Source organism: Halomonas sp. G15 (assembly GCF_021282295.1).
Taxonomy (GTDB): Bacteria; Pseudomonadota; Gammaproteobacteria; order Pseudomonadales; family Halomonadaceae; genus Halomonas; species Halomonas alimentaria.
This window is the reverse complement of sequence record NZ_JAJSPA010000040.1, coordinates 19,363-31,384: the sequence shown is the minus strand read 5'-3', so window position 1 is coordinate 31,384 and position 12,022 is coordinate 19,363. Positions and strand designations below refer to the sequence as shown.

Annotated in this window: 10 protein-coding genes, 1 tRNA gene and 1 pseudogene; 5 read left to right on the top strand and 7 right to left on the bottom strand. The window is 67.3% G+C overall.

Annotated features, from left to right (window positions below; genetic code table 11):
- The 3 genes from LWH48_RS15200 to LWH48_RS15190 form a co-directional block, all read right to left on the bottom strand.
- The coding region (locus LWH48_RS15200) for an iron chelate uptake ABC transporter family permease subunit (RefSeq protein ID WP_232913205.1) at positions 1–1,019 on the bottom strand (1,019 nt) is incomplete at its 3' end.
- Entirely contained in the window at positions 1,009–1,890 is an 882-nt protein-coding gene (locus LWH48_RS15195) for an ABC transporter substrate-binding protein (protein ID WP_232913204.1), read from the bottom strand. The genes LWH48_RS15195 and LWH48_RS15200, both read right to left, overlap by 11 nt.
- Positions 1,883–2,653, bottom strand: a complete 771-nt coding sequence (locus tag LWH48_RS15190; RefSeq protein ID WP_232913203.1) for an ABC transporter ATP-binding protein — start codon at positions 2,651–2,653, stop codon at positions 1,883–1,885. Before LWH48_RS15190 ends, LWH48_RS15195 begins: the two co-directional genes overlap by 8 nt.
- 194 nt (positions 2,654–2,847) lie before the next feature.
- Between LWH48_RS15190 and LWH48_RS15185 the strand changes: the two genes are divergently transcribed.
- On the top strand, positions 2,848–5,043 hold the full coding sequence (locus LWH48_RS15185; protein ID WP_232913202.1) for a TonB-dependent siderophore receptor: 2,196 nt from the start codon (positions 2,848–2,850) through the stop codon (positions 5,041–5,043).
- A gap of 75 nt (positions 5,044–5,118) precedes the next feature.
- On the opposite strand, the gene fhuF is transcribed toward LWH48_RS15185, so the two are convergent.
- Both fhuF and LWH48_RS15175 read right to left on the bottom strand, forming a co-directional pair.
- Positions 5,119–5,859: a siderophore-iron reductase FhuF gene (gene fhuF / locus LWH48_RS15180; protein ID WP_232913201.1), complete on the bottom strand. Its 741-nt coding sequence runs from the start codon at positions 5,857–5,859 to the stop codon at positions 5,119–5,121.
- Between the two features lie 78 nt (positions 5,860–5,937).
- Entirely contained in the window at positions 5,938–6,957 is a 1,020-nt protein-coding gene (locus LWH48_RS15175; protein WP_232913200.1) for a CNNM domain-containing protein, read from the bottom strand.
- Positions 6,958–7,154: 197 nt separating this feature from the next.
- Between LWH48_RS15175 and LWH48_RS15170 the strand changes: the two genes are divergently transcribed.
- A complete protein-coding gene (locus LWH48_RS15170) occupies positions 7,155–8,189 on the top strand; it encodes a hypothetical protein (protein WP_232913199.1) in 1,035 nt (344 codons plus the stop codon).
- A 12-nt stretch (positions 8,190–8,201) separates the two neighbouring features.
- Here the strand turns inward: LWH48_RS15170 and LWH48_RS15165 are convergent, their stop codons facing one another.
- The gene (locus LWH48_RS15165; protein ID WP_232913198.1) at positions 8,202–8,759 is read right to left on the bottom strand and encodes a hypothetical protein; all 558 of its coding nucleotides are present in this window, start codon (positions 8,757–8,759) and stop codon (positions 8,202–8,204) included.
- A 199-nt stretch (positions 8,760–8,958) separates the two neighbouring features.
- On the opposite strand from LWH48_RS15165, the gene LWH48_RS15160 reads away from it, so the two are divergent.
- The 3 genes from LWH48_RS15160 (at position 8,959) to LWH48_RS15150 (ending at position 11,793) form a co-directional block, all read left to right on the top strand.
- Positions 8,959–9,035, top strand: a tRNA-Ile gene (locus LWH48_RS15160).
- Between the two features lie 92 nt (positions 9,036–9,127).
- A complete protein-coding gene (locus LWH48_RS15155; RefSeq protein WP_232913197.1) occupies positions 9,128–11,107 on the top strand; it encodes a type I restriction-modification system subunit M in 1,980 nt (659 codons plus the stop codon).
- A complete protein-coding gene (locus LWH48_RS15150) occupies positions 11,104–11,793 on the top strand; it encodes a restriction endonuclease subunit S (protein WP_232913196.1) in 690 nt (229 codons plus the stop codon). Before LWH48_RS15155 ends, LWH48_RS15150 begins: the two co-directional genes overlap by 4 nt.
- A gap of 34 nt (positions 11,794–11,827) precedes the next feature.
- Here the strand turns inward: LWH48_RS15150 and LWH48_RS15145 are convergent.
- A pseudogene (locus LWH48_RS15145) lies at positions 11,828–12,001 on the bottom strand (IS30 family transposase); the annotation flags it as partial.
- Positions 12,002–12,022 lie beyond the last annotated feature (21 nt).

Here is a 12,022-nt window from a genome sequence, read left to right as displayed (position 1 = left end):
GCGTTGGCGGGCGGGCGGCCGGCTTCCAGGCGCAACCGGGGGATCAGCCACAGCAGCAGCGGCGCCCCCAGGGCGGCCGTGGTGGCCCCGGTGGGAAGCAGGGTGGGCAGGCTGCCGGCGAAGCGCTGCAGCAGCAGGTCGGTGGTGGCCAGCAGCAGGGCGCCGAGCAGCGTCGACCAGACCAGCCGCGCCCCCAGGCGGCGCGCCCCGGCCAGGCGCACGATATTGGGCGCCGCCAGGCCGATGAAGCCGATCACCCCCACCACGCTGACCACGCAGCCGGTGAGGAAAACCGCCAGCCCCAGCCCCGCCAGGCGCAGGTGCTTCAGCGAGACGCCGAGGCTCCTGGCGCTGGCGTCGTCGAGTTCGAGCACCGTCAGCGGCCGCAGCAGCAGCCAGGCCGCCAGGGCGCCCAGCAGCAGCCGCGGGGCCAGGAAGGCGGCGTCATGCCAGCCGTTCTGGGAAAGCGACCCCGCGCCCCAGATCAGCAGCCCCTTGAGGGTCTCCTGGTGGAAGAGCAACAGCACCATGCCCAGCGCCCCGGCGTAGAGGTTGACCACCAGGCCGGCGAGGACCACCACCGCGGGGGAGAGGCCGCGGCGCCAGGTCAGGGCGAAGACCAGCGCCATGGCACCCGCGCCGCCGGCCAGGGCCACCCATTCACGCCCGACCAGCAGCAGGCCGGGGGCGAGCAGGGTGGCGGCCATCAGCGCCAGGTTGGCGCCGCTGGCCACCCCCAGGGTGGTGGGGGCGGCCAGCGGATTGCGCAGCACCTGCTGCATCAGCACCCCGGCCAGGGCCAGCCCGCCCCCGGCCAGCAGCGCTATGGCCAGGCGCGGCCACCAGCTGTAGTGGCGCACCAGCGCCTCGGCGCTTGCCGGCGTCACGGTGGTCAGCGCGCGCAGGCCATCGAACAGCCCCTCCTCGGCGAGCGATCCCAGCACCAGGGCCATCAGCGCCAGGCCCGGCAGCAGGCAGACCAGGGCAGGGGCGTGGCGGCGGGCGGCCTCAGTGGTCATGGGGCGCCTCCTCCAGGGCGGCCACCAGATGCTCGGCGAAGCGCTGCGCCGAGGGCAGGGCGCCGAAGCTCCATACCGGGGGCAGGGTAATCAGGCTGTCATCGCGCACGCTGGGCTGCTGCTGCCAGAGGCCGCTGTCGTCCAGAGCGGCCTCGACGCCCAGCGGGTAGGGTTCGACCACCACCAGCCGAGCCTCCAGGCCGGCTAGCTGCTCCAGGCCCACCAGCGAGAAGCCCCAGGCGTTGGTCTCGCCGCGCCAGGCGTTCTCCAGCCCCAGGCGGGCCATCACGGCCTGGTAGAGGCCGCCCGCGCCGAACACCCGGACGTGGCGCTCGTCCATGAACTGCACCACCAGCAGCGGCGGCACCCGCGCGGGTAGCCGCTGCCGCTGGGCCGCGAGGCGCGTCTCCGTCTCGGCGATCAGCCGCTCGGCGGCCGCCTCCCGCGACGCCAGGCGACCGACCTTACGGGTCAGCTCAAGCAGCTGGGGCCAGGTCTCGCGGCCCCGGGTGTAAAACGGCAGGGTAGTGACCGGGGCGATGCGCGACAGCCGCGGCGCCAGGTTGGCGAACATCGGCGAGATCAGGATGCGCTCGGGCGCGAGGCTCGCCAGCAGCTCCAGATTTGGCTGGCTGCGCAGGCCGAGATCGACGGTGGCCTCGGGCAGGCGCGGGGCGCCGACCCAGGCCTGGTAGGCGTCGACCTGGGCGACGCCGGCCGGCGTGACGCCCAGCGCCACCAGGGTCTCGGCCAGGGTCCAGTCGAGGGTGGCCATGGCCGGCTGGGCCAGGGCGCGCGGTATCGGCACGAGTGCCAGGGCCAGCAGCACAGGCACGAGTCCGCGGAGCAGCCGGGCGGGCACGTCAGGCATGGACCAGAGCGACGGGATGCTGGCCGGTGGGATGCGCCATCACCCGCATGGGGATGCCGTAGATCGCCTCCAGGGTGGCCTCGTCCATCAGCTCGGCCGGGGTGCCCCGGGTCAGCACGCGCCCGCCATGCAGGGCGACCAGGTGGTCGCAGTAGCGCGCCGCCATGTTGACGTCGTGCAGCACGATCACCACGCCGAGCCCCAGCGTCTGACTGAGCCGGCGGATCAACGCCAGCACCTCCACCTGGTGGGCGATGTCCAGCGCGGCGAGGGGCTCGTCGAGGAGCAGGAAATCGCTGCCCTGGGCCAGCAGCATGGCCAGCCAGACGCGCTGGCGTTCGCCGCCGGAGAGGGTGTCGACCAGGCGGTCGGCGAAGGCCTCGGTGTGGGTGGCGGCGATGGCGCGATCGATGGCCGCCTCGTCCTCGCGGGTGTGCCGGCCCAGCAGGCCGCGCCAGGGGTAACGGCCCATGGCCACCAGCTCGCGGCCGAGCAGGTTCTCGGTAGCGGGCAGCTGCTGGGGCAGGTAGGCCACCCGACGGGCGAACTCGCGCTGGCCCCAGCGGGAGAGGGGCCGGCCGGCGAAGTGCAGCTCGCCCCGGCTCACCGGCTGCTGGCGGGCCAGCAGCTTGAGCAGGGTCGACTTTCCCGAGCCATTGTGACCGATCAGGCCATGCACCCGGCCGCCCTCGAGAGTGAGGTCGGTGGCGGCAAGCAGCGGCCGGTCGGCGATGGCGAAACCGGCTCCGCGCAGTTCGAACATGCAGGACGCTCCTTCGGCGGGCCCCGGACGGGGCGGGCGATGGGCGCTACCTTACCCGTGTTGAAAATGCGTATCAATAAGGTCCTGGCCATGAGCACCACTCTAGATGCGAAAAATTCCTACTTGTTTGAATAAATGATAGTGATTACCATGCGCGTTCAATTCGCACACAAGAACCCAAGGCATGCTCACCCATGTTCCAGACTGCCGCCCACCCGTTCGGGGTCGACCCCCTGGCCCAGGCCGTTCGCCGGGCCCTTGGCCTGGCCACCGCCGGTGCCTTCCTGTTCTGCTCGCCTTCCCTGCTGGCCCAAGAGGCCGATTCCGCCGAGGAACTTGATACGTTGACCGTCGAGGCCGAGGCCCTGTCGGTCATCACCGAGGGCACGGAGCGTTACCGGGTGCCGCTCACCAGCACCGCGACCCGGCTCGACCTGACGCCCCGCGAGACGCCTCAGTCCGTGTCGACCGTGACCCGGGCCCAGATCGACGACTTCAACCTGGACACCACCAACGACATCCTGGAGAGCACGCCCGGGGTCACGGTGGAGCGCCTGGAGACGGACCGCACCTACTACACGGCGCGGGGCTTCGAGATCTCCAACTTCCAGGTCGACGGGGTGCGCGTGCCGATGCCCTACAACAACGTGCATGGCGACATGGACACCGCGATCTACGACCGGGTGGAGGTGGTGCGCGGCGCCACCGGGCTGATGTCCGGCTCGGGTAATCCGGCGGCGACGGTCAACTTCGTGCGCAAGCGACCCACCTATGTGCCCCAGGCCTCGGTGTCGGCGAGCGTCGGCGCCTGGGACCAGCGGCGCCTGGAGGCCGATGTGGCCGGGCCCCTGGACGATGCGGGGCGCATTCGCGGGCGCCTGGTGGCGGCGGGGATGCAGAGCGACTCCTACCTCGACCGGCTGAGCCGCGAGCGGGGACTGCTCTATGGCGTGCTGGAGGCCGATGTCAGCGACAGCACCCTGGTGACCCTGGGTCACACCTGGCAGCAGAACGACACCGACGGCAACATGTGGGGCTCGCTGCCGCTCTATGACTCGGCCGGCAACCCCACCGACTATGACGTGGAGACCTCCTCGGCACCCGACTGGTCCTACTGGGACGTGGAGACCCGGCGCAGCTTCCTCGAGGTGCAGCAGGCCCTCGGCGAGCGTTGGTCGCTGAAGGGGACGCTCACCCACCTGGACATGCTCTCCGATACCCAGCTGTTGTATATCTACGGGTCGCCCGATGCCACGACGGGGCGCATCGCCGAGGAGCAGCTGACCCTCAGCCAGTATGACCGCCACCTGGAGCAGTGGGTGGCCGACCTGCATGCCAAGGGTGACATCGAGGCCTTCGGGCGCAGCCACCAGCTGGTTCTGGGCACGGATTGGAGCCAGAGCCGCAACCAGCAGGAGTCTCGCTATCCCACGGCGGACTTCGACGCGGGCGGCCAGGGGCTGTCGCCGCTGGACGACTGGAACGGCCGCTACCCCGAGCCCGATGCCTGGGTGGCATCCGATGGGAATGGCGGCGATGCCACGGTCAAGGAGCGCAGCGTCTATGGGGCGGCCAAGCTGGACCTCGCCGAGCGCTGGACCGCGGTGGCGGGTGCCCGGCTGAGCTGGGCCGACACCACCGGCGAGCAGTACGGGGTCTCCCAGGCGAGCGACCACGACCGGGTGCTGACGCCCTATGCCGGCCTGATCTACGACTTCACCGACCGGGCGTCCCTCTACGCCAGCTATACCGAGATCTTCCAGCCCCAGACCGCCATCGACCGCAACGGCGACTACCTCGATCCCGTCGACGGGGCGAGCCAGGAGGTCGGGCTCAAGGCCGACCTGTTCGACGGCGGCGCCGATGCCTCGCTGGCGCTGTTCCGCACCGAGCAGGACAACGTGGCCCAGCCGGCGGGTACCCGGCCGGACGGCACCGCCTTCTATGCGGGCGGGGACGGCATCACCAGCGAAGGGGTGGAGGCGACGCTCGCCGGCGAGCTGGCCCCGGGCTGGCAGGCCAGCGTCGGCTATACCTACCTGGAGGTCGAGGACGCCGAGGGCGACGCCACCAACACCTACATCCCGCGCCACCTGGTGCGCGCCACCACCAGCTATCGGCCGGCATCCCTGGATGCCCTTAAGGTGGGGGCACGGCTGCGCTGGCAGGATGAGATCGAGCGCGACCGCGACCTGGCGGATGGCAAGACGCGCCAGGAGGCCTATGCCCTGGTCGACCTGATGGCGAGCTACGACTTCAGCGACAGCCTGACCGGCTCGCTGAACGTCAACAACGTCACCGACGAGGAGTACCTGACCAGCCTCAAGTGGGACCAGGCCTTCCACGGCGCACCGCGTCACGTCATGGCCAACCTGACCTGGCGCTACTGATCCTTATTCGTCGTAAACGGCATGCCACCAGGGCCCACCCCGGCAACGGGGTGGGCCCTGGCGCTGGTGAGGCGGTCAGCATGTTTCGGCGGCACGGGCCCGGCCTCGGCAGGCCAGCGGGCAATTACCGCAGACGCCCAGCTCATCGATCAGGTAGCGGATGCAGCACAGGCGACGCACCCGCCGGGGGGCGCCGTCATCGCCCTCGACGTAGCGCACCGGGCGATGGAGCGGGTTGCGACGGCCGTCGGGCAGCGTGGGGCTCGCCATCAGCGCCTTCGCGGGCTCGCTCACGTCCGGTGCGGCCATGGGATGGTCGGCCAGTGCGCCGGCGAAGTGCTCGAGGTAGTTGCAGGCGTTGCTCCAGAACACCCTGGGCGAGGCGCCGGTGACCGCGGCCAGGGCCTCGATCAGCGGACTCAGGTGGGCATCGAGCAGGGTGGCGAAGCGCGAGTGGGGATCGAGTTCGGCCAGGGGGCGGCCGGCATGGCGCAGCACCAGGCCGGTGGTCTTTCCTTCGGGCGATTGCGCGAGATGAAGCTCGTCCAGGCCCAGCGGCAGGTCGCGCTCGAGCAGCAGGTTGGCCGCCAGGCCATGGGCGATCAGGGCGGCGAAGTGCCACTTCGACCACAGCGAGGCCACCGCCCGGCGATCCCCCCGACCGTACTGGACGCCAAAACGCGTCAGCAGTGCGTCCAGCCGGGCCGGGTCGAGCAGGTCCCGGGCCGGCATGCCGAGGGGCGCCGCGGGCTCGATCGGCGGCGGGGCGAGGTGCTGCAGGGGGCCGACGTAGAGCCGGGCCAGGGAGGAGGGCATGGCGAGACCACCGGATCCGAGGAAAGCGCCATTATACAAACAATAATCGTTATCAAAAATAGACGGCGTGGGAGCCAGTTACTCCTCTGTCTTCTTGAGGCTCTTGGTCCAGCGCTGGCGGGCGTACTTGCGCAGGTTGGCGACGTTGTCGGTCTCGTCGACGATCTCCTGGCCGAGGATGGTCTCGATGACGTCCTCCAGGGTGATCAGGCCCATCCAGGTGCCGTGGTCGTCGTAGACCACGCACAGGTGCTGGCGATCCTGCACCATCGCCATGAACACCTGTTCGACGCTCTCCTCGTCCTGCACTGTCTTGACCGGATGCATCAGAGACTTGAGATCGACATCGTCCTCGGCGTTGTAGGTGTCGGCCCGGTGGATATAGCCCAGTGCCTGCTCGCCGCCGTCCATCACCGGGAAGCGGGTGAAGGGAGAGGTGCCGCATGTCTCGTCGAACTCCTTCAGAGTCATGCCGGCCTTGGCCGTCACCGAAACGGTGCGCGGGGTCATCACGCTCCTCACGGTGATGTCGTGCAGGTTGAGGATGTTGACGATGACTCGGGTCTCTTCGGGGTCCAGCGCCTTCTCCTCCTGGCCGATCTGCGCCAGCGCCATGATCTCGCCGCGCATATCGGTGTCCATGGCGTCCTTGCCGATGCGCCGAGTGATCTGCTCCGACAACCAGATGAACGGCTTCAGGCTCCACACCATCACGTTGAGCGTGGAGGCCAGCATGGGGGAGAGCTGGCGCCAGTAGGTGGCGCCGATGGTCTTGGGGATGATCTCGGAGACGAACAGGATCAGCAGCGTCATCAGCGCCGAAGCGACACCCAGCCAGGCCTCGCCGAACACCACCGTGACCTGGGCCCCGACGCCGGTGGCGCCCACCGTATGGGCGATGGTGTTGAGCGTGAGGATCGCCGCCAGGGGCTGGTCGATGTTGCGCTTCAGATCGTTGAGCTTGGCGTGCAGCCTGGGGTTGGTCTCACGCACCTGGGCTACGTAGCTGGGTGTCATCGAGAGCAGCGCCGCCTCGAGCAGCGAGCAGAGGAAGGAGACGCCGATAGAGAGAGCGGCAAAGGCAATCAGCAGGAACATGAGGTCTCGTTTGGTGGCCAGAGGAATGCCGCCACAGGCGGCCCCGGCATCTTGGCCGAAAGGATCGCATCACCGCAAGGCATCCCGCTGTCGTCTCAGCCCGAGCGTAGCAGGCGCCGCGCGCAGCGAGACGGTAGCAAGCTCAGCGCCGATCCGTGTAGTAGGGTGAGGCATCCATCAATCCGGAGGACGACGATATGGTGAGTGCGAAGATATTGCAGCAGGGCACCATCCACTGCTTTCCCGCCGGCCTCAGGGACGGCAAGGGGCGGCTGGTGAACGCCGAGGTCTCGGCGGTGGCCTACGATGGCGAGCGACTGCTGATGGCCAGCGACAAGCCGATCCCCGGTGAGTCGCGCTCGGCGGTGTTCGCTGTGCCCCTCACCCCCGAGGGGCCCGACGACAGCCGGCTGACCTACTTCATCCAGCCGCTGGTCAAGCAGGCCGAGAAGTACGAAGACTTCGCGCTTACCGCCGATGGCCGCCACGTGCTGGCGACCACCGGCTTCGATCGCATCGATGACGAGAGCCACGCGCTGAACGACTACAACCACCTGCTGATCTGGCCGCTGGGAGAACCAGGCCGGGTGCAGGTGGTGGACCCCGACCCGCGCGACGGCGTGGCGGGCTCGATGGAACTGCGCGACAAGCTGAACGCCGCCATCGGTTTTCCCTACTACAAGATCGAGGGGCTCGCCGCGATCCCCGGCGAGCGGGGCGATGGCCTGCTGCTGTTCGGCGTGCGCGAGCAGGGCCAGGCCCATGACGACTTCGCCTACGTTAGCCGGGTGGTGGGGGCCCACTACGAGATCAGCGAGAGCGGCAACCTGGTGTTCCTCGATGCGCTGCGTGAGCACTATGCCTTCGACCCGGGCGAGCATCCCGAGGTCCGCTACGACTGCGGCCTCTCAAGCCTGGAGTATGACCCCTACCACGCGCGGCTTTACCTGCTGAACAGCTTCGAGGTGGAGGAGGCCGGCGAGGAGCGCATCGGCGGCTACCTGTGGGTGATCGGCCTGGAGGATTTCCGAACCGGCCAGAGCCCGACCCTGGTGACCACCCCGGCGGGCCTGCCGCTGGAGTTCGAGCACAAGGCCGAGGGCCTGGCGGTGCTGGAACATGACCGGCTGTTCGTCGCCTACGACAATGACCGCCACCTCGGCCTGGGTAGCGTCGACGAGCGCCACGCCTGCGAGGCGCCCTTCACGATCCTCGGCATTGCCACGACCTGACCTCTACCAGACTCAGCGGCGGATCAGCACTGCGTCCAGGCTGAGCGGCACCTCGTCGCCGATCTGCTCGTAGCCGAGCAGCAGCATGACCGAGCGCAGCGTCGGGTTGGCCATCAGCTCGCGGCCATCCAGCGCCACCCGCTCGGCGTTGCTGACCCGCACCCGGCCGGGTGCCTCGCGAGTGAAGCGCGCCGCCAGGGATTCGCGGTGGGTGGTGCCGCCGGACTGCACCGAGAGCTCGAGCACCTCCACCAGCGACTCGCCCACGGCCAGCGCCTCCAGGCGCTGGGGCGGGAAGCGGGTGGTCACGGTAGCCAGGGGCAGCTCGGTGAGGCCGGAGAGCCAGGGCGGAAGCGATCCCATGCGTTCGACCACGTCGCTCTGGGCCAGCCGCAAGGGCAGGCTCAGGGTGCCATCCGCCTCGGCGCTGCCGGCGAGGCGACGCACCTCATGCTGGTGAGCAATGGGCCCCGTCGGGGCGATCTGCACCACGGTGGCGGCCACTCGCGAACGCGCGGGGTCCAGCTCCCAGGCTGCAGTTGCGGGCAGGGCCAGCATCAGGGCGAACAAGGCAGTGCCAATGGCAACAAAACGGCAAGGGGGGAAAGGTCGCACCGGTCGATCTCCACAAGGGCAGGCCACCTGCAGACCGCGGCCGCCGAAGGAAGTGCCGCGTCGGGTGGTTTGGCAAACCAAGGGCAGCCGGCTATGGCCACCTTCATCGCCATTCGCTATCATACGTCGGCGCGTTCGCGCACCTTCCTTGAAAGGGCCTATAGCTCAGTTGGTTAGAGCAGGGGACTCATAATCCCTTGGTCGCTGGTTCGAGTCCAGCTGGGCCCACCAACCGCATTGCCAAGTTGACTTCGTCGCCACACCCTCGCTGTGTATGATGGTTCGCATCCATACCATCAGAACCAGCAACGCGGGGAAGCATCGTGAACACGGAGAGTCACTCTCAGCTGGCGGCCTTCATCTGGTCCGTGGCAGACCTGCTGCGCGGCGATTTCAAGCAGTCCCAGTATGGCCGCATCATCCTGCCCTTCACCCTGCTGCGGCGCCTGGAGTGCGTACTGGAGCCCACCAAGGCCGCGGTGCTCGACGCCGCCCACGCCCACCAGGCCAAGCCCGAGGCGGTGCGTGAGAAACTGCTGCTGCGCGCGGCGGACCAGCCCTTCTTCAACGCCTCGCCGCTGACCCTGGGCACGCTCTCCGACACCCAGACCGCCGACGACCTGATGAGCTACGTGCAGTCGTTCAGCCAGGATGCCCGGGAGATCTTCGAGCACTTCGAGTTCGAGAGCTTTGTCCAGCAGCTCAGTGCCGGCAACCTGCTCTATCAAGTGGTGCAGCGCTTCGCCTCCATCGACATGAACCCGCAGCGGCTGACCAACTATGGCATGGGCCTGGTGTTCGAGGAGCTGATCCGCAAGTTCGCCGAGAGCTCCAACGACACGGCGGGGGAGCACTTCACCCCGCGCGATATCGTCCACCTGACCACTTCCCTGGTGCTCACCGGCCAGGACGATAAGCTGCGCCCCCACGGCATCGTCACCGTCTATGACCCCACCGCGGGCACCGGGGGCTTCCTCTCCGAGAGCGACGAATACATTCAGCAGGTCAGCCAGGGCGTGACCGTCTCGCTGCACGGCCAGGAGCTCAACCCCGAGTCCTACGCCATCTGCAAGGCCGACATGCTGATCAAGGGCCAGGGTGTGGACCAGGTGAAGCTCGGCAACACCCTCTCCGACGACCAGCTGGCTGGTGAGCACTTCGACTTCATGCTTTCCAACCCGCCCTTCGGTGTGGAGTGGAAGAAGGTTCAGACACCGATCACCAATGAGCACAAGCAGAAAGGCTACGAGGGTCGCTTTGGCCCCGGCCTGCCGCGGGTCTCCGACGGCTCGCTGCTGTTTTTGATGCACCTGGTGAGCAAGATGCGTGCCCGGCAGGAGGGCGGCTCGCGCATCGGTATCATCCTCAACGGCTCGCCACTGTTCACCGGCGGCGCCGGCAGCGGCGAGTCCGAGATCCGCCGCTACCTGCTGCAGCACGACCTGGTGGAGGCGATCGTCGGCCTGCCCACGGACATGTTCTACAACACCGGCATTGCCACCTACGTGTGGATCCTCTCTAACCACAAGCCCGCCGAGCGCCGTGGTCAGGTGCAGCTGATCAACGCCACCGGCCGGGCCAGCAAGATGCGCAAGTCGCTGGGCAGCAAGCGCCAGTTCGTCGCCGACCGCGACATCGAGGAGATCGTGCGCCTCTACGGTGCCTGCCAGGAGAGCGAGGAGAGCAAGCTGTTCCCTGTGGAAGCCTTCGGCTACCGGCGCATCACCGTGGAGCGCCCGCTGCGCCTCAACTTCCAGGCCAGCCCCGAGCGCCTGGCCAAGCTCGATGACGAGAAGCCGCTCCAGAAGCTCGACGAGGCCGAGCGTGAGGCGATCAAGGCCGCCTGCGCTACCCTGGACTCGGAGCAGCGCTACACCAACCGCGACGCCTTTACCAAGGCGCTCAAGGCCGCAATCAAGGCGGCTGGCCTCAAGATCGGCACCCCGGTGCAGAAGGCGATCCTCAACGCCCTCTCCGAGCGCGATCCCGAGGCGGACATCTGCCTCGACAAGAAGTGCAACCCCGAGCCCGATACTGGTCTGCGCGACAACGAGAACGTGCCGCTGGGCGAATCCGTGTTCGACTACTTCGAGCGCGAGGTGAAGCCCCACGTCCCCGACGCCTGGATCGACGAGGAGAAGCGCGACCCGCTGGACGGCCGCATCGGCATCGTCGGCTTCGAGATCCCCTTCAACCGGCACTTCTACCAGTTCACCCCACCGCGCCCGTTGGAGGAGATCGACGCCGACCTCAAGGCCTGCACCGACCGGATCAAGCAGATGATCGAGGAGCTGTCGGCATGAGCTTTCCGCGGTATCCCGAATACAAGGACTCCGGCGTCGAGTGGCTGGGGGAGGTGCCGAGGCATTGGGATTTGCCGAGGCTTAAGCACCTTGCTCGTATCAGGAACGGAAGAGACTACAAGGAAGTTGAGGTAGAGACAGGAGGTTATCCAGTAATTGGATCAGGAGGCGAGTTTTCTCGTGCTAACAACTACCTGTATGAAGGTGAGTCGGTCCTCCTAGGGCGGAAGGGAACAATAGATAAACCGCTATACATCAATGGTCCATTCTGGACTGTTGACACGATGTTCTATACAGAGCTGAGCTCAAGAGTAAATGGGCGGTTCCTTTTTTATTATGCCACTTGCTTCAGGTTTGATCAGTATTCAACCAATACGGCGTTGCCTAGCATGGCTCAGGAAGATTTAGCCAATATCCAGTTGGCTGCCCCTGAACCTGATGAGCAGGCGTATATCGCCGTCTTCCTCGACCACGAAACCGCTCGCATCGACGCCTTGGTGGAGGAACAGCAGCGCCTGATCGAGCTGCTCAAGGAGAAGCGTCAGGCGGTGATCTCCCATGCCGTGACCAAGGGCCTCGACCCCGATGTGCCGATGAAGGACTCCGGGGTGGAGTGGCTGGGGGAAGTGCCGGCGCATTGGGAGATTAAGCGAGTAAAACACCTTTGTGCTTTAGGGAACCACTGATCAATTCGGTTTCGAACGACTGAGGCACCTGAATTCAAGCAATAAGTGCAGCACCTGCGGTATTCAGGGCTCCTGAGTATTCCCCCAGAAACACCTGTGCCGGTGTCCGGTAGCCGAGTCGCTTTCGAGGGCGGTCATTGAGCTTCCTGACCACCCTTCGCAACTCGGCATCGGTGACCTGGCGGAAGTCCGTTCCCTTGGGAAAGTACGTAAGCGTCCGGGCATCACC